Source organism: Methylocystis iwaonis (assembly GCF_027925385.1).
GTDB lineage: Bacteria > Pseudomonadota > Alphaproteobacteria > Rhizobiales > Beijerinckiaceae > Methylocystis > Methylocystis iwaonis.
In genome coordinates this window covers 752,750-772,926 of sequence record NZ_AP027142.1, presented here as the reverse complement: position 1 = coordinate 772,926, position 20,177 = coordinate 752,750, and the positions used below count along the sequence as shown (strand labels likewise).

Below are 20,177 nucleotides of genomic sequence, written 5' to 3'. Positions count from 1 at the left end.
GAGCGGCCGCACGAAGCGCTATCAGAAATGCTGCAGGCGAAGAGTCGATCGCGCGTCAGCTCGGCTTTTTCTCCGCAATGCCGACGAGCGCGCGCAGGATACGCCGCGTGCCGGCGAGACGCTGCTTCATCGTGTCGAATTCGCGGATGAAGACGATGCGCATATCCTGCCGGACCTTGGCCGAGGCGCCCTGCTCTGCGACATAGCGCACGAGCCCGGCAGGGTCCGCGAAGAGATTGTCGCGGAAGGCGATGATGACGCCCTTCGGGCCCGCGTCGACCTTTTCGACATGGGCGCGGCGGCACATCGCCTTGATCGCGACGATTTCGAGAAGCTGCTCCACCTCCGGCGGAATAGGGCCGAAGCGGTCGATCATCTCGGCGGCGAAGGCCTCGATGTCCTGGTCGGTCTCCAGAGTCGAGAGACGCCGGTAGAGCTGCAGGCGCAGCGTGAGGTCGGGGATGTAATCCTCCGGTATCGTCACCGGCGCGCCGATGGCGATGGTCGGCGACCACACTTCCTCTTCCGGCTCCTCGACGCCCGCTTTCAGCAGCGTGATCGCGTCCGAGAGCATCTGCTGATACAGCTCGTAGCCGACTTCCTTGATATGCCCCGACTGTTCGTCGCCCAGCAGATTGCCGGCGCCGCGAATGTCGAGATCGTGGCTCGCGAGCTGGAAGCCGGCGCCCAGCGTATCGAGCGATTGCAGCACTTCGAGACGTTTCTGCGCCTGCGGCGTGATGGTGCGATTGGCCGGCGTAGTGAAGAGCGCGTAAGCGCGCGTCTTGGAACGGCCCACGCGCCCGCGCAATTGATAGAGCTGCGCAAGGCCGAACATATCGGCGCGCCACACGATCAGCGTGTTGGCGGAAGGAATGTCGAGGCCGGATTCGACGATCGTCGTCGAGAGCAGAATGTCGAACTTGCCGTCGTAGAAGGCCGACATTTTGTCTTCGAGCTCGCTCGGGCTCATCTGCCCATGTGCGATGACGAATTTTGCCTCCGGCAAATTCTCGCGCAGGAAAGCGGCCGCCTCTTCCAGATCCTCGATGCGCGGGCAGACGAAGAACGCCTGTCCGCCGCGATAGCGCTCGCGCAACAAGGCTTCGCGCACGATCAGCGGATCGAAAGGCGAGATAAAGCTGCGCACGGCGAGGCGATCGACCGGCGGCGTGGTGATGAGCGACAGTTCGCGCACGCCCGTCATGGCGAGTTGCAGCGTGCGCGGAATGGGCGTCGCGGAAAGCGTCAGCACATGCACTTCGGCGCGCAGCTCCTTCAAGCGCTCCTTGTGGCCGACGCCGAAATGCTGCTCCTCGTCGATAATGACGAGGCCGAGGTCGGAGAAATTGACGCCCTTGCCCAATATCGCATGGGTGCCGACGAGAATTTCGACCTTGCCTTCGCCAAGCTCCTTCTTGGTCTCGCGCGCTTCCGCGGTTCCCACCATGCGCGACAGCCGTCCGATCTTGATCGGCAAGCCGGCGAAGCGTTCGGTGAACGTCTTGTAGTGCTGGCGCGCCAGCAGCGTCGTCGGCGCGACGACCGCGACCTGCTTGCCATTGATGGCCGAGCAGAAAGCGGCGCGCAGCGCGACTTCCGTCTTCCCAAAGCCGACGTCGCCGCAAACGAGCCGATCCATCGGCCGACCCGAAGCGAGATCGTCGAGAACGGCCTCGATCGCGGCGAGCTGGTCTTCGGTCTCGTCATAGGGGAAGCGCGCGCAGAATTCGTCCCAGACGCCTTCTGGCGGAATGAGCTTGGGCGCCTGACGCAATTGCCGCTGCGCGGCGATGGCGATGAGGCCCTTCGCCATTTCGCGGATGCGGTTCTTCAGCCGCGCCTTGCGCGTCTGCCAGCCGACGCCGCCCAATTTGTCGAGCTGCGCGTCGGTGTCTTCGCCGCCGTAACGGGTCAGAAGCTCGATGTTCTCGACGGGCAGATAGAGCTTGTCGCCGCCCGCGTAATGCAGCTCCAGACAATCATGTGGCGCGCCGGCGGCGGTGATCGTCTCGAGGCCGACGAAGCGGCCGATGCCGTGATCGACATGCACGACGAGATCGCCCGCCGTGAGCGCCGCGACTTCGCCGAGCAGGTTCTCGGCCTTACGCTTGCGCCGCCGGCGCACGAGACGATCGCCGAGAATGTCCTGCTCGCCCACCAGCGCATAAGCGTCGGTCTCGAAGCCATGTTCCACGCCGAGCACGGCGAGCGAGACGCTCCCCTGCCCTTTCGCCAGTGCAGCCGGCAGGGAGCCAACGAGCGCAAGCTCCTTGAGCCCATGCTCCTGCAGCACATGGCCAAGACGCTCGCAGGAGCCATCCGACCAGCCGGCGACAACGACCGCCTTGCCGGCGCCGCGCAGAGCCTGCACATGATCCGCCGCGGTCTGGAAGACGTTCACTTCCGGCTCATTGCGCTCGGGCGCGAAATCGCGACCCACCCGCGCGCCGCAATCGATGGCGTCGGCGCGCTCGGAGGCGAAAGGCGAGAATTGCGCGTTGGCGCGCTCGGCCAGCGCGTCGCGCCACTCATCCAGTTTCAGATAAAGCGCGCTCGGCTCCAGCGGCTTGTAATTGGAGTTGGCGGGATCGAGATCATGCGCCTCCTTGCGGGCGTCGTAATAATCGGCGACCTGCTTCACGCGCTCGCCCGCCGCTTCTTCGACCAGCGCATCGAGCATCAAAGGCGCTTCGCCGAGATAATCGAAGAGCGTGTCCATCCGCTCATAGAAGAGCGGCAGCCAGTGCTCCATGCCGTGATGGCGCCGGCCCTCGCTCACCGCCTCGTAAAGCGCGTCGCCGCGCGTCTGGCCGCCAAAGCGCGCCGCGTAATTCTGGCGAAAGCGGCGCATTGTGTCGGAGGTGAGCCGCAACTCGCTCATCGGCGTGAGATCGAGCGCGCGCAATTGGCCGGTGGCGCGCTGCGTCTCGGGATCGAAGCTGCGGATCGATTCCAGCGTGTCGCCGAAGAAGTCGAGACGGATCGGCGCCGGCATGCCCGGCGGAAAGAGATCGATCAAGCCGCCGCGCTGGGCGTATTCGCCGGTCTCGTGCACCGTGCTGGCGCGTAGAAAGCCATTCGCTTCGAGCCACAACGCCAGCTCGTCGAGCTTCACCACATTACCCGGCGCGGCCGAGAAACTTTCCGCCGCGATCATTTTCTTCGGCGGCACGCGCTGCAGCAGGCAATCGGCAGTCGTCGTGACAATGCGCGGGCGCTCAGCCGAGGAGCTGGCGCGCGCGAGGCGCGACAGCGCGGTCATGCGGCGCGCGACGATATTGGCGTGCGGAGAGACGCGGTCATAAGGCTGGCAGTCCCAGCCGGGGATGTCCAATATCTCGACGTCCGGATTGGCGAAGCGCAGCGCGTCGCGGAAGGCGGCCGAGCGGCCCGCGTCGCGCGCGACATGGACGAAGACGGCCGGGCGCCCCTCGGCCTGCCGCGCCAGCGCGCGGGCGAGATCGGCGCAAAGAAAAGCGTCGAAGCCTTCCGGCGCATGGGCGAACAGCAGCTTCTCGCCCTTGGCGAGGCGCGCCCGCGCGCTCTCCAGCGCGCTGGCCGCGCCCTTGGTCTTCAGGGCCGTCTTATTCAATGAATCGGTCCGTCGTGCGTGTGGAAGGCGATGATGGCCTTAAGTAGGGCCGTGTCCCGCTCTTGCGGCGGCTCGGCGCCGCCCGCAAGCCAGCTCAAAAGCTCCGCGTCGGGAAGATCGAGCAGCAATTCGAGCTCGCCCAGCTCCGCCTCGGAGAGCGCGTCGATTCGCGCGTCGACGAAGTTGCCCATGAGGATGTCGAGCTCCCGCATGCCGCGCCGCCAGGCGCGAATCCGGATGCGCCGACGGCGGATGTCGCTTTCGCTCGGCCGATCGTCGCCGGCCTGTGGATAATCTGTCATGAACGGGGTCTTTTCGCCGCGACGCTAGGGAAACCGGGGGTCGCCATGCGGCATGGCTTAGCCCAGCGCGAGGGGAAAGAAAAGCGTTCGGCGCCTTTCGTGCGACAAGCGCTTGACATCCAAATCCCGCTGCCCTATCCCGCAGTCCTCGCGCGAACAACGCGCCGCGCGGGGGAGTAGCTCAGTTGGTTAGAGCGCCGGCCTGTCACGCCGGAGGTCGCGGGTTCGAGCCCCGTCTCTCTCGCCATTAAATCCCGTTGTAGAAATACGCCGTAACAGCCACGGCCAGTCGCTGACGCTGGCGATGCGTTCTTTTCTAAGATCGCGATGAGTCATGGCGCCAGAAGCGGATCTGCCCGGCACCAGGATGGGTGCTAGGCAGCACGCAGAATGTCGGTTGCTCAGGTGCCACGACAGGGCTGCGACTAGCGCCGACCTAATCGTTTCCAAGCAGCGTATTAATTCGTGCCGCTAGCTGAACAGAAAGCTGTTCGCGGCCCTCGGCATTGTTAAGATAACGGACATAGCGTAGGTGCCGAAGGTCAAATGGAATATCGGCGTCGGTTTGTGTGATTAAAATGACCTCCCGGCCCAAAGTGTGTGCGATACCGATTTCATAGAATACGTTGGGGTTTCTACCGGTGCAATCGCAGACAACGACACGCGATCTGTCTATCAACGACACGATGTCCTGGATGATCGCGGGATTTTCCCAAATCTCGTCGGCGCGACGACAGCGGAGGCCCGTCCTCTCAACGGTTGTGCGCAGAGCATCATAAACCGCGCCAAAACCCGCGTCGAATGGCATCATCACCGCCACGAGGACAGGCTCTATCTTCTCCTGCTCAGGTATCGTGAACACAGTAGGCCGCTGTCGTCTCGGCTGGAAATTTCGCAGGAGCACGCGATAAAGATCGATGTCTTTCACAGCCCAGTGATTTCGCGAAAACTCGAAATCGCGCGGCATGTCGAATTCAATTCTTCGATTGTATATGGTGCTATTCAGAAATGGCGGGACATCTGAATCCAATGTGTATTCTATGGAGATTTCTGCGCCGGCGATGCGGGCGCGGGTGATTGTCCCTGTATAGGCGAGTTCATCTCCTCTTCCTTCCTGCATGAAAAGGCAGGGAAACCTGATCAGCTTATCGAACAGGACAGTTGGGCCCTCCTTAAAATCAGCGGCTATAGCCTCATTGGTATACTCAAATAGGCGATCAAGAGGGAGTGTGTCACGCCCGCTTTCCCAGGGGACGCTCTTCATTAAGAGATTAAACAAAATCCCTCCATTAGCTGAGCGGCTGAACTTAGCCTGTCAGGCGCGGCTATCAAAATAGAACTAAACCGATAGAACATTCACCTGCGCAAGAAAACAAGCTGAGCTTTCGAGCCTTTCAGCAATTGGAGGATTGGCACCGTGAGAAGGCGCCGCCGGCAGATGAGGCAAGGCCTTTTGACAACCGCATGTCGAGCGAGCCGTCTTTACGGCGCGTGGGGGGCTCCCAAATGGGCACTCCCCCACGCGCTCGGCGTCAGCCCTGGTTCGACGCCAAGGCCACGCGGAAGCCGTTCACATTGGTGCGCGTCGGCCCCATCACTGGGCGTTAGTTCGAAAACGCTCGGAAAGGCTCCGCTACATCCGGCAGCTTTGTCACCGACGTATCGAAGTTCAATGGCCCCGAGAAGGTCACGCGCACAGCGGGCGGCTCCACGGGCTTGAAGTGGCGGTCCATCACGCCGATGGCGCAGACTGCGCCCGGCGCGACGCCCGCGCGGCACTGGCCGTAGAGCGGATCGCTCGGCAACAGCGAGCCATAGCCATAGGTGATCTGGTCGGAGCGCGAGTTGAAGATGTTGAAGGCGTCTAACTGCAACCGCCAGCCATCGGACCAGCGATAGCCGAGCCTCGCATTGACCGTGCCCGTCGCGGGCGATTTCAGAAAACCGTCTTCGGTCAGCGGGCGGGAGCCGATGTAGCGATATTTGATCGCCCCGAACCAGCCCGTCGCCTCACCCAGCTCCAGCCCGCCCATCGCCGTCACGGCGACGGCGTTTTGCAGGAAATTCCCCGGCGCATTGCCGAGGAAGGTTCCGTAAGGAACAGCCTCCGGCGTCAGCAGATCGGCATAGGCGAGCGCCTGCGCCGTGTCAAAGCCGCGATAGCGCGCATGCGCCAGCGCCACGTCGCCGTCGAAATTGATCCAGGAGAGGGGCCGATAGTGATTGGCGATCTCGACGCCGTAGCGGCGGCTCGGACGGCCGTATGTCGTCGTGCCGCTGTCGCCTTCGAATTGGTTCTCGGAGTCGAGATTGAGCCAGAAGAAGCTGATGCTCGAATCGAGCCCCTCGATGAATTTCGTGCGCGCCCCAATTTCGGCGCCGCGTGATTTCACGAGCAGCGGAATGGGCGCCACGCGCAGGAATGTATCTTGATCCGATAAAGCAGAAGTGTCGAATCTCTGCGCCGCGCCGCGTGCATCGGTCGAGTGGAAGCCCTCGCCGTAATTGGCGAAGAGTTCCGTCTTCGCCCAGGGGCCGAGAATGATGGACGCTTTGGGGCTGAATAGCGCAGCGTCCTTCGAGCCGCTGTTCCACGGGCCTGTCCATAAGAAGGCGGGCGCGCCTGTGCTCGCCGCCACGACCGGCGCGCCCCAGAGCGATTGCAGCGAAGTGACGTTGGCGTTGTAATAATCGAACCGCCCGCCCGCGATGGTCTTCAACCAAGGCGTCCAGCGCACGCTCGTATCGGTCCAGAAGCTGATGCTGCCCTCGCCGACCGCATCGTTGCGGACCGTCTCATAGGGCGTGCGGCGGAATGAGTTCTGCAAGCCGAGGCGAATATCGTCATAGCGGCCCTGCAAGCCGATGCGCGTCTCGATCGGCAGGCCGAAACTGTCCCATTTGATCTTGTGCTGGGCATCGACGCCTGCGATCCAGCGCCGATCGAACTGGCGGAATTGATCGCCGAGATTGGGGTTCGCGAGAAAATAGGTGAAGTCGTTGTAGATATCGAGCGTCGAGCGGACGAGATAGGCTTCAACGCGGCTCGCGTGATTGCCTTCCGTCTGGCTCCAGCGCGCGGAAAACGAGAAGCGTGTGGTGTCGCCGCCATCCGTCGGGTTCAGCGTTCCCCATAGCGGGATAAGACCGCCGACGACCGCGCGTTGCGGAATCTGGTTGGTCGCATACCACTTATTGGCGTAGCCCATGAAGGTGACGGACGCGCCGTCTTCCTGCGCGCCGCGCGACCAGCGAAACACGCTGTTGATCTTGCGCAGATTGTCGCCGCGCTCCCAGGGCCCGTTGTAATATTGCGACTCGACGGCGCCATAGGCCGAGCCTCCGGCAAAATCCTTGTAAGGCGCGACGGCGAGTGCGCGCCCGTAACCGAAATTGCCGCCGGTGATCTGATAAAAGCCCTTCTCGATCTTGTCCTTATATTGGAGATAGACCGAGCCGGCCGAGGCGAAGTCCCCGTCCTGCGCGTCATATGGCCCCTTGCGGGCAAGCACGTAACCGAGCAGCTCGGGGATGAGAAAATTCGAATCCGCATAGCCCTGGGCGTGCCCATGCGTGCGCATATTGAGCGGCATGCCATCGAGATAAAGCGCGAGATCGGAACCGTGGTCGAGGTTGAAGCCGCGCAGGAAATATTGGTTGGCCTTGCCGTCCCCCGAGTGCTGCGTGACGACGAGGCCGGGCACGATCTCCAGCGCCTCGCCAGGGCGCGCGAAGGGGATGGAATTGACTTCCTTGCCGGTGAAGAACTTCTCGCTCGATGCAGTGATGGGTGGCGGCGTAGGCCCGGCAAGCTCGCTCGCTGCGGGCGCGGTGGCGATGAGCGGCGATGAGGGCGGAGGCTGTCGTGGGTGAGCGGGCGTCGTCACGCGCGCCGCAGGACGCGCGGATGGGCGCGCGCCAATGCTGATGGTTGGCAACGCCTGCTGGGCGGAAGCGGCGTTCGAGAGAACAACGGTGACAGAGAGAAGCAGGCCAAAACGGCGGCGCGAAAACATGGGCTGACTCGCAGCGGACGTGGACCGTCACTGCGAATGGCCACAACCTCGTCGCATCACGACAAGAGCCGATGACCGCCCCGGTGCACCCCGCCCGGCGCTTTCGCGCGTGACCACGAACAACGGCAGGTCTCCTGACTTGCGGGTCGTCACGTGAGGCCGCCTTCCCGAGCTTGCGCCCAGTGGCCGCTTGGCTTCACGCTCACCGCTCACAGTTGCGGGGGCAGTTGCGGCATTGGGCCGGAGCCCGCACCGCATTCCCTTTTGATCCGAAAGGAACCGTTGTCTTGAATGAATAGGGCCCGCGAGGCTGTGTCAAGCTGGTTGATGCGAGTCATCGCAAGCCGCATGCGAAATAGCCTCGGCTCGATTGCAACCGGACGAAAAGAAAGTGATGCCTGTAATACGAGAGCCGCTTGATTGGTTCGGTGGTGATCCCGACGCTCACAAAACGAGCGACCGGAATTACCGCCGTCATTGCGAGGAGGCGGAGCCGACGAAGCAATCCAGTGCCGCATCCGCTGCCCTGGATTGCTTCGCTTCGCTCGCAATGACGGTCTTATGGCTCTGGATTCTCGGTCCGGCTTTCAGCCCGCCGGGAATGACACAGCCCCATGTGAGCTGTTCGACGGAAATCATACGCAGGCTCCCAAAGGGGCCTGCGACGCGCGACGTCAGCCCTGCTTCGGCACAAGGATCACGCGGAAGTCGTTGACGTTGGTGCGCGTCGGCCCCGTCACCACGAGATCGCCGAGCGCCTCGAAGGCCGTGAAGGCGTCATTGTTGGCGAAGAGCGCCTTGAGATCGACGCCCTTGGCCTGCGCGCGGGCGAAGCTGTCGGGCGTCATGATGGCGCCGGCGTTGGTCTCGACGCCATCGATGCCGTCGGTGTCGCAAGCGATGGCGGAGATGCCGCCGAAGCCTTCCAGCGCCAGCGTCAGCCCCAGCAGGAACTCCGCGTCGCGGCCGCCCTTGCCATTGCCGCGCACAGTGACGGTCGTCTCACCGCCGGAGATGATGGCGACGGGCGGCTGGAACGGCTGGTTGTGGAGCGCGATCTGCTTGGCGACGCCGGCGTGAACCAGCGCCACGTCGCGCGATTCGCCTTCGAGATCGCCGAGGATGCAAGGCGTAAAGCCCGCAGCCTTGGCGACGGCCGCGGCGGCGTCCAGCGAGCCTTGCGGCGTCGCGATGAGGATGTTTTCGACGCGGCTGAAAATGGCGTCGCCGGGCTTGGGCGTTTCGCAATCCGGGCTCGCGAGGTGCTTCAGCACGGCGGCCGGCGCGTCGATCTTATATTTGGCGATGACCGCAAGCGCGTCCGCGCGCGTCGTGGGGTCGGGCACGGTGGGGCCGGAGGCGATGACGGAAAGATCATCATTCGGCACGTCGGAAATCATCAGCGCCACGACGCGCGCAGGCGCCGCCGCGCGGGCGAGACGGCCGCCCTTGATGGCCGAGAGGTGCTTACGCACGCAATTCATCTCGGAGATATTGGCGCCGCTCTTCAAGAGCGCCTTGTTGACGGCCTGCTTTTCTTCGAGCGTCACGCCCTCGGCCGGCAGCGCCATCAGCGCCGAGCCGCCGCCGGAGATGAGCGCCAGCACGAGATCGTCCTCGGTGAGGCCCTGCACCTTTTGCAGGATGCGCTTGGCGGCCTCGCGGCCGGCTGCGTCGGGCACGGGGTGCGAGGCTTCGATCACCTCGATCTGCTTCGTTTGCGCGCCGTGCTCGTAGCGGGTGACGACCAGGCCTTCGAGCGGCCCGCCCTTCCAATGCGCCTCGACCGCCGCCGCCATGGAAGCGGCCGCCTTGCCGGCGCCGATGACGATCGTGCGCCCCTTGGGCGGCGCGATCTTTTCGAGATGCTTAGGTAGGCAAAGGGACGGATGCGCGGCGCCGACGGCGGCGTCGAACATGGCGCGGAGAAGCTGGCGATGGTCGTCGGACATGGGTTGCTGGCCCTATTCACAAATCTTGGGGTTTCTCCTTCTCTCGCGAGCGGGAGAAGGTGGCCCCGCGGAGCGGGGTCGGATGAGGGTCTTCGGCGTTGCCTGGGCCTGTCCTAATGGCTTTCGTATGAGAGGGAAACGTCGGCGTTATTCGCTTCGATCAGCCCAGCGTTTGAGCATCGTCGTGGTCTCAAAAAGAGTCGCACAAAACTGAAAGCACGGGAGTCTCAACGGCCCTCATCCGACCCCGCCTTCGCGGGGCCACCTTCTCCCGCGAGCGGGAGAAGGGAGAATCCCCCTCCCCGCGCAGGCGGGAAGGGGGCTTGGTCTTTTACGCCCCGATGGCGTTGGCCTTCTCGATGAGCGCCTCGGCCATGCGGATCGAAGCGATGTCGATGAGGCGGCCGTCGAGCGACACGGCGCCCTTGCCTTCCTTGGCGGCCTGAGCCATCGCGTCGAGGATACGGCGGGCCTTGTTCACTTCCGCCTCGGACGGCGTGAAGACCTCGTTGGCCAGCTCGATCTGCGAGGGGTGGATCGCCCACTTGCCTTCGTAGCCGAGAACGGCGGCGCGCTTGGCGGCGGCCTTATAGCCTTCCGGATCGTTGAAGTCGCCGAACGGGCCGTCGATCGGACGCAGGCCATAGGCGCGGCAGGCGACCATCATGCGGGTCTGGGCGGCGTGCCACTGATCCATCCAATAGTAGTCGCGGTTGCCCTTCTCGTCCTTGTCGGTGAGAACGCCGTAGTCCGGGTTCACGCCGCCGATGACGGTGGTGCGGGCGCGGGTCGAAGCGGCGTAGTCGGCGACGCCGAAGGACATCGCCTCGAGGCGCTTGGAGGACTGGGCGATGGCTTCGACATTGGCCATGCCGAGCGCCGTCTCGATCAGGATTTCGATGCCGATGCGCTTGGTGCGCTTCTTGTACTGCTCGATCTGCGTGATCATCATGTCGATCGCGTAGACGTCGGCCGGCACGCCGACCTTCGGAATCAGCACAACGTCGAGACGCGGGCAGTTCTCGAGAACGTCGACGACGTCGCGATAGCAATACTGCGTGTCGAGGCCGTTGATGCGCAGCGTCATCACCTTCTTGCCCCAATCGATGTCGTTGAGGCCCTGGATGATGTTCTTGCGCGCCTGCTCCTTGTCGTCCGGCGCGACGGCGTCTTCGAGGTCGAGGAAGATCTGGTCGGCCTTCGACTGGGCGGCCTTCTCGAACATGCCCGGCGCGGAGCCCGGCACGGCGAGTTCGGAGCGGTGCAGGCGCGGCGTGGCCTGCTCGATCAGGGTAAAGCTCATAACGATTTTCCTTTCTTCATTGGTCCCAAAGATGCGCCTGCTGGAAGCGCGTCAGGATGCATTTAGCCAGTGGCCCCGAGGCCGGCGGCGATGCAACTGATGGAGATGAGCAGAGGCGCTTTCACAGCCTCCTTCTCGTCCTCGTCTTGCGCCTCACGGAAGCGGCGCAGCAATTCAACCTGTTCGCGATTGACCTCATTGATGACCGGCAGCCGGTGCTCCAGCCGCGCCGCATATTCCTTGAAGCGGTCGGTGAGGTCGCGATCGCCGGTCACGCGCAGCACCATCTCGCGGGTGAGCGCATATTCGTCCTCGATCATCTTGAAGATCTTCTCGCGCACTGCTTCGTCGGCGACGAGGCTGGCGTAGGCCCTCGCGATCGAGAGATCGACGAGCGCCAGCGTCTTCTCGACCTCATCGAGGATGAGGCGGAAGAGGCGCGAATCCTCGAACATCCAGCGCAGCAATTCGAGGCCGCGATCGCCATGCGTGTCGAGATAGGCCTTGAGGCCGGAGCCCACGCCATACCAGCCGGTGATCGAATGGCGATTCTGCGCCCAGGCGAAGACCCAGGGGATTGCACGCAAATCGGCAAGGCTCTTGGCGCCGAAGCGGCGCGCCGGGCGCGAGCCGATGTTGAGCAGGGAAATCTCTTCGAGCGGGCTCGCCGCCTGGAAATAAGTGACGATGTCCGGGTCGGAGACGAGCCGCTCATAGACCGCGAAAGACGCAAAGGAGATCTCCTCGAGCGCCTCGTCGAAATCCTTGCGCGGCACCAGCGCGTCTTCGCGCTCGGATTTCAGCGCATGCTGGAAGACGGAGGAGGCGAGCAGCTCCATTTGATAGGCGGCCGTGCCGCGATTGGCGTATTTGAAGGAGACGACTTCGCCCTGCTCGGTGACGCGGAAGCGGCCACGGATCGAACCCGCCGGCTGCGCCGCGATGGCGTGGCCGGTCGGCGCGCCGCCGCGCGAGACGGAGCCGCCACGGCCATGGAAGAAGGCGATAGCGATGTCCATCTCCTGCCCCACTTCCGTGAGGCGCGCCTGCGCCTTGAACAGCTCCCAGTTCGACGACAGGAAGCCGCCGTCCTTATTGGAGTCGGAGTAGCCGATCATCACTTCCTGAAGATCGCCCTGTGCGCGGGTGCTGCGGCGGATGAGCGGAATCTGCAGCAGATCGCGCATGATCGCCGGCGCGTCCTGCAGATCAGTGATCGTCTCGAAGAGCGGCACGATCGGCAAAGTGAGATGATCGACGCCCGCGGCGTCGGCGAAGAGACCCGCCTCTTTCGCCAGCAGATAGATGCCCAGGACGTCATTGGCGGAGGAGGTCATCGACAGGATGAAGCTGCCGAAGGCCTCACGATCGAGCCGCGCGCGCATATCGGCGACGACCTCGAACATCTCGATGATGTCGCGCGTATCAGCGGTGAGCGTGTCACGCGGAATGGGGGCCGCGCGCGGCGCGTCGAGCTCCTTCATGAGCCACGCGCGCCATTCGTCGGACGTCACATCAGGGGCCGTCTCGCCCTCTGTCTTGATGCGCCACAATTCCTGCAGCGCCGAGGTGGTGCGCGTGGTGTTCTGACGAATGTCGAGACGCACCGTGCTGAAGCGGAAGATTTCCACCGCGCGGCGCAGCGGGCGCACGAGGTCGGTCGCGAGCGCCTCGCTCTTGGCGTCGATCAGAACGGATTCGAGCAGCAGCAGATCGCCGATGAGCTTGTCGGCGCTGGTATAGCGCGGGCCCGTCGTCGGCTCGTCATTTGTCGCGGCGAGCGTATTGTCGATCTTGCGCAGGATCGTCGTGACGAACTGGCGATAAGGCTCGTTGAAGTTGCGCTGCGCGATGCCGGCGCCGTCCGGCAGCTCCTTGAGGCGGCGCGACAGCTCTTCCTTGAAGGCCGGCGGAATGACGGCGGCGCGCTCGCTGATCGACAGCATGCGCACCAGATCGACCACGCGGTTGCGATAATAATTCAGGCTCGCCGTCGCGTTCAGCCGCATCGTCTGGCGCGTCACCTCATTGGTGACGAAGGGATTGCCGTCGCGGTCGCCGCCGATCCAGGAGCCGAACTGGAAGAAGGGCGTGACCTCGAATTTCTCCTGCGGATAATGGCGCTTCAGCGCGCGCTCGAAGGAGGAGAGAAGCTCCGGCGCGAGATCGAAGATGCTTTCCTGGAAGAAATGCTGTCCCCAGTGCACTTCATGCTCGACGGTGGGCTTTTCCAGATGCAATTCGCCGGTGAGCCACAAAAGCTCGATAAGGTCGTAGATCGACTTCACCAGGGCTTCGCGCTCGCGGTCGGTCCAGCGCGTGGATTCCAGTTCGCGCATCAAAAGATAAATGCGGCGGTATTTTTCGAGGATCGAAACGCGCTTGGCTTCGGTCGGATGCGCCGTGATGACCGGACGGATGCGCAGCGTCTGCAATTGCGCGCGCACTTCCGCCGCGCCGACGCCCGCATTGGCGGCGCTGGAGAGCACGTAATCGAACGTGCCGAGCAGCTTGTCATGCCCTCTTTCGCGCTCGATGCGCCGGCGCCGGCGCATGGCGTAGGCCTGCTCGGCGATGGAGACGAGCTGGAAGATAATCCCCTGCGCCTGCAGCGCGCGCGCCATCTGTTTCGGCGCAAGGCCGGCGCCCGCCTTCGAGTCGCGCACCACAGCTTCGATCTCGGGCATATGGCGGCGGATGACGGCGAGCAATTGCTCGCGCAGGAAGGCGGAAGCCTCCGTGACAGAACGCGTCGCGAAAGCCGAGGGCAGGCTGATCGCGCTTGTCGTGTTCTGGTTCTCGGCGGTCATAGAAGCTCCCTAAAAGCGTACGAAACGCCAGGCCGGCGGTCCGCGCCGGCGCATCCTTCACTAGAAGACGGCAACCGGGCTTTCGCGATCTACGTCGAGAACGCGAAAGCTCGATGATGGCGCCGTCAGGCCCGCTTGAGCACTTTGGCGACGGTCGAGCCGAACTCGGCCGGATTGGGCGCCACGGTGAGGCCGTAGGACTTCATGATCTCGGTCTTCTCGGCCGCGCTGTCGCCCGTCGCCGAGATGATCGCGCCGGCATGGCCCATGCGCCTTCCCTTGGGCGCCGTGAGTCCCGCGACGAAGCCGACGACCGGCTTGGAGAAGTTCTCCTTGATCCAGGCGGATGCCTCGGCCTCCTGCGGGCCGCCGATCTCGCCGATGATCAGCACCGCTTCCGTCTCCGGGTCCTTGTCGAAGAGGACGAGGTGATCGAGGAAGGACGAGCCGTTGATCGGATCGCCGCCGATGCCGACCGACGTCGAGATGCCGAGACCCAGCTCTTTTAGCTGCGAGGCGGCCTCATAGCCGAGCGTGCCCGAGCGCGAGATGAGGCCGACCGGGCCCTGCTTGTAGATATAGCCGGGCATGATGCCGAGCATCGCCTTGCCGGGCGAGATGATGCCGGCGCAATTCGGGCCGACGAGCATGGGCCGGCGGTCCTTCGGGAAGCGCAGGAAGTAGCGCTTCACCTTCATCATGTCCTGCGCCGGAATGCCGTCGGTGATGGAGCAGATGAGGCGGATGCCGGCGTCGGCGGCCTCCATGATCGCGTCGGCGCAGAAGGCTGGCGCGACGAAGGTGATCGAGGCCTGCGCGCCCGTCGCCTTCACGGCTTCCTTCGCCGTGTTGAACACCGGCACGCCATGATGGGTCTTGCCGCCCTTGCCGGGCGTGACGCCGGCCACGACATTGCTGCCGTAGTCGATCATTTCCTTGGCGTGGAAGCTGCCCTTGTCGCCGGTGATGCCCTGGATGAGGATCGGCGTCTTTTCGTCGATGAGAATGCTCATGATGTCCTCCCCAGCGCTTACTTGACGCTCTGCCACGCGGCGACGGCTTTTTGGGCGGCGTCGGCGAGCGTATCGGCCTGGATGATCGGAATGCCGCTCTCGTCGATGATTTTCTTGCCGGCTTCGACATTCGTGCCGGCGAGGCGCACGACGAGCGGCACGCCCTCGATCTTCTCCTGACGCACCGCGTCGACAACGCCCTGTGCAACCCAGTCGCAGCGGTTGATGCCGGCGAAGATATTGACCAGCACCACCTTCACGCGGCGGTCGGAGAGCACGAGACGAAAGGCGGTCGCGACGCGCTCGGGCGAGGCGCCGCCGCCGACGTCGAGGAAGTTCGCTGGATTGCCGCCAGCGTGCTTGATCATGTCCATCGTCGCCATGGCGAGGCCGGCGCCGTTGACGATGCAGCCGATCTCCCCATCGAGCCCGATGTAGTTCAGGCTGTGCTCATGCGCCTGCGCCTCGCGCGGATCGCTCTGCGAGGGATCATTCAGTTCGACAATATGACGGCGCCGGAACAGCGCATTGTCGTCGAAGGACATCTTGGCGTCGAGCGCCAGCACCTTGTCGTCCTTGGTGACGACAAGCGGATTGATTTCGAGCATGGTCGCGTCATTGTCGCGGAAGGCGCGATAGGCGCCCATGATCGTCTGCACCGCGCGCGAGACCTGCTTGATGTTGAGGCCGAGTTGGAAGGCGAGCTCACGGGCCTGGAACTGCTGCAGGCCGACCGCCGGCTCGACGATCACCTGCAGGATTTCGTCGGGCATGGTGCGCGCGATCTCTTCGATCTCCATGCCGCCATGCTTGGAGGCGATGACCCGCACGCGCTCGAGCTTGCGGTCGAGGACGTAGCCCAGATAAATCTCGCGCTCGAAGGGATCGGCGACTTCCACATAGACGCGCTGCACGGGCTTGCCTTCCGGCCCCGTCTGCCCCGTCACGAGACGCTTGCCGAGAAGGTCGCGCGCCGCCTGCTGCACTTCATGATAGGTGCGGCAGAGCTTCACGCCGCCCGCCTTGCCGCGCGCGCCAGCGTGGATCTGCGCCTTGACGACCCAGTGGGAACCGCCGAGTTCGGTCGCCGCATAGACGGCCTGGTCCGGGCTGAAGGCCACGGTGCCGGGCGGAATGGCGACGCCATGCGCGGCCAGAATTTCCTTGGCTTGATACTCGTGGACGTCCATCGGTTCCTCCCCTCGCGGTTCATTCGCGCTTATTGGGCGGCCGACGCGCGCGGGCGCGTCAGCCGCCTGTCTTGGCGTTAGCCAATCTTTCCGCGCACGACCTCATAGACCGCTTCGGTCTCGGCCGCCGCCTTGGCGAGCAGCGCGTTGACCTCGGCGAGTTGCGTCTCGGCGAAGTCGCGGTCCTTGATCGACTTGGCGTTGATGAAGACGTTGAGCGCGCAGCTACGCAGGCCGGCGTTGGCCGCGAGCACGGCGACGCCCGCGTCGCTGATGACGCCAAGATTGCCCTTGTCGGCGGCTTCCTTCGACAGCGCGATCACCTCGTAACAGACCTTGCAGGTGGCGAGAGGCGCGAGCGTCGCGGCCTTCAGCGCTTCCTGGATCGCCGCGGTGCGCGCCGTCTTCTCTTCGTCCGTCGCCTTCGGCAGGCCATAGGCGCCCATCAGCGTGTTGAAGGCGACGACGTCCTCGTCGATGCCTTTCGTGAGCGCCTCGCGGAGCTCCTCGGCGCGGGCGAGGGTCTTTTTGAGATCCTCGGAGACGGCCTCATAGTTCTTCTTGCCGATGGTCAGATTGCAGACCATCGACACCAGCGCCGCGCCCATGGCGCCAGACAGCGCCGCCGCGCCGCCGCCGCCAGGAGTCGGCGCGTTGCTCGCGAGTTCGTCGAGAAATTTGCCGATCGTTTCCGTCTTCGCGCTCATGTCAGGCCAGCACCTTCGCTTGGGCGTAAATGTTTTCGCAATCGAACAACTGGTCGGAGCTTTCGAACAGCTTGCCGACGCATTCGCGATGCAGTTTCAGCTTGAGGCCGCCGAGGCCCAGCGCGCCGATCACGATCTTGCCGTGGCGCTCCTTGGCCTTATCGATCGCCTCGACGCCGCCGATGCCGAGCGGCGGCTGCGCGTTGCAGTCGGCGAGAAGCTCGATCGTCGGGTCATTCTGCCAATCGGCTTCGTCGAGCAGCGGCACGCCGATGGCGCCCGCCGCGAACACGACCTGCGCGCCCTTGACGGCGGCGGCGCGGGCGGCGTTGTCCTTGGCCTCGATCGCGACGGGCGTGAAGCCGAAGCGCTCCTGAATGGCTTTAGCGGCCTCTTCCGCGCGCGCCTTGTCGCGCGAGGTGATGGCGACTTCGGCGCCCTCGATGTTCAGCATGGCGGCGGCGCGCATGCCGACCGGGCCGGTGCCGGCGAGAACGACGGCCTTTTTGCCCTTGAGATTGCCGGCCTTGGCGAGCAGCGCGACGCCAGCGGCGGCCGTCGTGTTCGAGCCGTTGGAGTCGAGCATGGCCGAGACGCGGAAATTGGAGAAGAAGCGCTTCTTCACCGCCTTGAACACGGCCTCGCCCGCGGTCATGGAGCCACCGCCGACGAAGATCGCCGTAAATTGCTTCTCCTTGGGGCCGCGCGTGTAAATACAGCCGTCGACGAGCGCGCCGACGCTCTCCGGCGTCACGCCGCCATAACCAATGATGTGATCGGCGCCGCCGTCGTAACCAACGACCGTGTCGAAGACGCTGGCGACGGGATCGGTGTCGAAAAGGAAAAGAAGCTTTTTAGTCATTAGCGTTCCTCAGGAGCGAACCCGCCACGCGTCATGGCCGGGCTTGTCCCGGCCATCCACGCCGGGACGCGATGAAATCGTCTGCGACGAGGCCCCCCGCTGCTCCGCCCGCTGCGCGGCGTGGATGCCCGCGACAAGCGCGGGCATGACGGCGGGGTAGACAATCGGGGCCATTTCCTTCACTTCTTTACGCCGTCACCACATTGCGCGGGTCGCCCGCGACGAAGGCGTCGATATTGTCGATGAGCTGATCCGCCAGCACCTGCATGGCTTCCTTCGAGGCCCAGGCGACGTGGGGCGTGATGATGAGGTTGGGGATCGTCGGATCGAGCAGGATGTTGCCGTTCTTCGGCGGCTCGACGGTGAGCACGTCCAACGCCGCGCCGGCGATGACGCCGTTGCGCAGCGCGTCGGCGAGCGCCTGCTCGTCGATGATGCCGCCGCGCGCCGTGTTGATGATGCTGGCGGTCTTCTTCATCGACGCGAGCTCCTTCGCGCCGATCATGTTCTTGGTCTGCGGCGTCAGCGGAATGTTCAGCGTGACGACGTCGGACTCGCGCAGGATGGTGGCGACATCGACCTTGCCGGGGATGTCCGTGACATCGTTGATCAGCACATTCATGCCGAGCGCCTTGGCGCGGCTTTCGACCTGCTTGCCGAGCGCGCCATAGCCGATGATGCCGAGCGTGGAGCCGGCGATGTCATAGATCGGGTAATCGAAGTAGCAGAACTGGTTGGCGTAGCCCCAGCGGCCGTGGCGCACGCTGTCGACGTAGTTCACCAGATTACGACGCAGCGCGAAGAGCAGCGCGAAGACATGCTCGGGCAGCGTGTTGTAGGCGTAATTGCGGATGTTGGAGACCGTGATGCCATTGGCCGTGGTGTAGGCTTTGTCGATCACGTCGGTGCCCGTCGCGGCGACGGCGATGAGCTTCACGTCGGGAAGCTGCTTCAAGGTCGCTTCGCGCAGCGGCACTTTGTTGGTGATGATGATGTCGCAGCCCTTGGCGCGCTCGACGATCTGGTCCGGCGCGGTCTGCGCATATTCCGTATATTCGTGCGGGAAATTCGGTTTGCGCACATTGGCGTCGAGCGTTTCGCGATCCAGAAAGACGATTTTGTGCGACATGAAGCTCCCCTCGTTTCCCTTATTCTTGCGGCAGCTCTCCTCATTGGGAGAGCCCCTCTCCCCACGCGAGCGCGGGGAGAGGGCGTATCAAATTAGACCTTCAGCAGCGGATTGGCGCGATACACCGCCTGAGCAGCGGCGACGCCGGAGCCGGCCTCGATCTTGATGCCGTTGTCGAGCATCGCCATTTCCGCGCCCGCGATGGCGCCGAGCAGCATCAGCTCGTTGAGGTCGCCGAGATGGCCGATGCGGAACACCTTGCCGGCGACTTCCGACAGGCCGGCGCCGAGCGCGAGGTTATAGCGCTTGTAGGCGGTCTCGATGACCTTGGCGGCGTTGTAGCCTTCCGGAACCAGGATCGCGGTGACCGTGTCCGAATCCCACTTCGGGTCCTGCGCGCAGGTCTTGAGGCCCCAGGCCGCGACAGCGGCGCGGACGCCGGAGGCGAGGTGATGGTGGCGCTTGTAGACCTGATCGAGGCCCTCTTCGAACAGGATCGCGAGCGCTTCCTTGAGGCCGTAGAGCAGCGGGACGGACGGCGTATAGGGGAAGTAGCCGTTCGCGTTCTGCGCGATCATGTCCTGGAACTCGAAATAGGCGCGGCGCATCTTGGCGTTCTTGCCCGCCTCGATCGCCTTCGGGCTCGCGGCCATCAGCGCGAGGCCGGCCGGCAGCATGAAGCCCTTCTGCGAGCCGGAGACGATCACGTCCACGCCCCATTCGTCCATCTTGAACTCGAGCGAGCCGACCGAGGACACGCCGTCGACGAACAGCAGCGCCGGATGCTTGGCGTTGTCGATCGCCTTGCGAACGGCGGCGATGTCCGAGGTCACGCCCGTGGCGGTCTCGTTGTGCGTGGCGAGAACGGCCTTGATCTCGTGGTTCTTGTCGGCCTTGAGGGCCTCTTCGATCGACTCCGGATCATTGCCGGTGCCCCACGGACGCTCCTGCTTGATCACCTCGAGGCCGAGGCGCTGGCAGAGGTCGATCCAGAGGTGCGAGAACTGGCCGAAACGCTGCGCGAGAACCTTGTCGCCGGGCGACAGCGTGTTGGTGATCGCCGCTTCCCAGCCGCCGGTGCCGGACGCCGGGAAAATGAAGGGCACGCCCTTGTCGGTGTTGAAGACCTTCTTGAGGCCCGGGAACAGCGGCTTCACGAGGTCGGGGAAGGTCGGCGAGCGATGGTCTTCCGAGGCGACCGCCATGGCGCGCACGATGCGGTCGGGAAGATTGGTCGGGCCCGGCACGAAGAGGAAGTTTCTGCCCGGGACTCTGGAATTCTGCGCCATTTCTATTTG

Annotated in this window: 14 protein-coding genes, 1 tRNA gene and 1 riboswitch; of the genes, 1 reads left to right on the top strand and 14 read right to left on the bottom strand. The window is 64.0% G+C overall.

What is annotated here, in order from left to right:
* Window positions 1-55: 55 nt before the first annotated feature.
* A complete protein-coding gene (gene mfd / locus QMG84_RS03690; RefSeq protein WP_281930539.1) occupies window positions 56-3,595 on the bottom strand; it encodes a transcription-repair coupling factor in 3,540 nt (1,179 codons plus the stop codon).
* Window positions 3,592-3,897 carry an FAD assembly factor SdhE gene (locus QMG84_RS03685; RefSeq protein ID WP_202073065.1) on the bottom strand — a complete coding sequence of 102 codons (306 nt, stop codon included), beginning with the start codon at window positions 3,895-3,897 and terminating at the stop codon, window positions 3,592-3,594. The genes mfd and QMG84_RS03685 overlap by 4 nt, the downstream gene beginning before the upstream one ends.
* Window positions 3,898-4,067: 170 nt before the next feature.
* On the opposite strand from QMG84_RS03685, the gene QMG84_RS03680 reads away from it, so the two are divergent.
* Window positions 4,068-4,144: transfer RNA gene (locus tag QMG84_RS03680), tRNA-Asp, on the top strand.
* Window positions 4,145-4,333: 189 nt separating this feature from the next.
* Here QMG84_RS03680 and QMG84_RS03675 read toward each other — a convergent pair.
* The 12 genes from QMG84_RS03675 to QMG84_RS03620 form a co-directional block, all read right to left on the bottom strand.
* Complete coding sequence (locus QMG84_RS03675) at window positions 4,334-5,176, bottom strand: hypothetical protein (protein ID WP_281930537.1); 843 nt, start codon at window positions 5,174-5,176, stop codon at window positions 4,334-4,336.
* 325 nt (window positions 5,177-5,501) lie between these two features.
* Window positions 5,502-7,913, bottom strand: a complete 2,412-nt coding sequence (locus tag QMG84_RS03670; protein ID WP_281930535.1) for a TonB-dependent receptor domain-containing protein — start codon at window positions 7,911-7,913, stop codon at window positions 5,502-5,504.
* A gap of 107 nt (window positions 7,914-8,020) precedes the next feature.
* Window positions 8,021-8,212, bottom strand: a riboswitch (cobalamin riboswitch).
* 375 nt (window positions 8,213-8,587) lie between these two features.
* Entirely contained in the window at window positions 8,588-9,865 is a 1,278-nt protein-coding gene (locus QMG84_RS03665; protein ID WP_281930533.1) for a glycerate kinase type-2 family protein, read from the bottom strand.
* A 331-nt stretch (window positions 9,866-10,196) separates the two neighbouring features.
* The gene (locus tag QMG84_RS03660; protein ID WP_281930531.1) at window positions 10,197-11,168 is read right to left on the bottom strand and encodes an HpcH/HpaI aldolase/citrate lyase family protein; all 972 of its coding nucleotides are present in this window, start codon (window positions 11,166-11,168) and stop codon (window positions 10,197-10,199) included.
* A 62-nt stretch (window positions 11,169-11,230) separates the two neighbouring features.
* Window positions 11,231-13,978 (bottom strand): phosphoenolpyruvate carboxylase, encoded by a 2,748-nt coding sequence (locus QMG84_RS03655; RefSeq protein ID WP_281930530.1) that lies wholly within the window; start codon window positions 13,976-13,978, stop codon window positions 11,231-11,233.
* Window positions 13,979-14,103: 125 nt separating this feature from the next.
* A complete protein-coding gene (gene sucD, locus QMG84_RS03650) occupies window positions 14,104-14,991 on the bottom strand; it encodes a succinate--CoA ligase subunit alpha (protein WP_281930529.1) in 888 nt (295 codons plus the stop codon).
* Between the two features lie 17 nt (window positions 14,992-15,008).
* A complete protein-coding gene (locus QMG84_RS03645) occupies window positions 15,009-16,181 on the bottom strand; it encodes a malate--CoA ligase subunit beta (RefSeq protein WP_202073073.1) in 1,173 nt (390 codons plus the stop codon).
* A gap of 77 nt (window positions 16,182-16,258) precedes the next feature.
* On the bottom strand, window positions 16,259-16,888 hold the full coding sequence (gene fchA, locus QMG84_RS03640; RefSeq protein ID WP_281930527.1) for a methenyltetrahydrofolate cyclohydrolase: 630 nt from the start codon (window positions 16,886-16,888) through the stop codon (window positions 16,259-16,261).
* Window position 16,889: 1 nt separating this feature from the next.
* The gene (locus QMG84_RS03635) at window positions 16,890-17,750 is read right to left on the bottom strand and encodes an NAD(P)-dependent methylenetetrahydromethanopterin dehydrogenase (protein WP_202073075.1); all 861 of its coding nucleotides are present in this window, start codon (window positions 17,748-17,750) and stop codon (window positions 16,890-16,892) included.
* A 9-nt stretch (window positions 17,751-17,759) separates the two neighbouring features.
* Window positions 17,760-17,924, bottom strand: a complete 165-nt coding sequence (locus QMG84_RS03630; RefSeq protein WP_281930525.1) for a hypothetical protein — start codon at window positions 17,922-17,924, stop codon at window positions 17,760-17,762.
* A gap of 13 nt (window positions 17,925-17,937) precedes the next feature.
* Complete coding sequence (locus QMG84_RS03625) at window positions 17,938-18,879, bottom strand: D-2-hydroxyacid dehydrogenase (protein ID WP_281930523.1); 942 nt, start codon at window positions 18,877-18,879, stop codon at window positions 17,938-17,940.
* A gap of 92 nt (window positions 18,880-18,971) precedes the next feature.
* Window positions 18,972-20,168 carry an aminotransferase class V-fold PLP-dependent enzyme gene (locus tag QMG84_RS03620; RefSeq protein WP_165055706.1) on the bottom strand — a complete coding sequence of 399 codons (1,197 nt, stop codon included), beginning with the start codon at window positions 20,166-20,168 and terminating at the stop codon, window positions 18,972-18,974.
* Between the last annotated feature and the right edge of the window lie 9 nt (window positions 20,169-20,177).

Bases quoted from the DNA above. Each gene is read 5' to 3' on its own strand.
- QMG84_RS03685 (WP_202073065.1), bottom strand. From the start codon at position 3,897: ATGACAGATTATCCACAGGCCGGCGACGATCGGCCGAGCGAAAGCGAC.
- QMG84_RS03670 (WP_281930535.1), bottom strand. From the start codon at position 7,913: ATGTTTTCGCGCCGCCGTTTTGGCCTGCTTCTCTCTGTCACCGTTGTT.
- QMG84_RS03665 (WP_281930533.1), bottom strand. From the start codon at position 9,865: ATGTCCGACGACCATCGCCAGCTTCTCCGCGCCATGTTCGACGCCGCC.
- QMG84_RS03660 (WP_281930531.1), bottom strand. From the start codon at position 11,168: ATGAGCTTTACCCTGATCGAGCAGGCCACGCCGCGCCTGCACCGCTCC.
- QMG84_RS03655 (WP_281930530.1), bottom strand. From the start codon at position 13,978: ATGACCGCCGAGAACCAGAACACGACAAGCGCGATCAGCCTGCCCTCG.
- sucD (WP_281930529.1), bottom strand. From the start codon at position 14,991: ATGAGCATTCTCATCGACGAAAAGACGCCGATCCTCATCCAGGGCATC.
- QMG84_RS03645 (WP_202073073.1), bottom strand. From the start codon at position 16,181: ATGGACGTCCACGAGTATCAAGCCAAGGAAATTCTGGCCGCGCATGGC.
- fchA (WP_281930527.1), bottom strand. From the start codon at position 16,888: ATGAGCGCGAAGACGGAAACGATCGGCAAATTTCTCGACGAACTCGCG.
- QMG84_RS03635 (WP_202073075.1), bottom strand. From the start codon at position 17,750: ATGACTAAAAAGCTTCTTTTCCTTTTCGACACCGATCCCGTCGCCAGC.
- QMG84_RS03630 (WP_281930525.1), bottom strand. From the start codon at position 17,924: ATGGCCCCGATTGTCTACCCCGCCGTCATGCCCGCGCTTGTCGCGGGC.
- QMG84_RS03625 (WP_281930523.1), bottom strand. From the start codon at position 18,879: ATGTCGCACAAAATCGTCTTTCTGGATCGCGAAACGCTCGACGCCAAT.
- QMG84_RS03620 (WP_165055706.1), bottom strand. From the start codon at position 20,168: ATGGCGCAGAATTCCAGAGTCCCGGGCAGAAACTTCCTCTTCGTGCCG.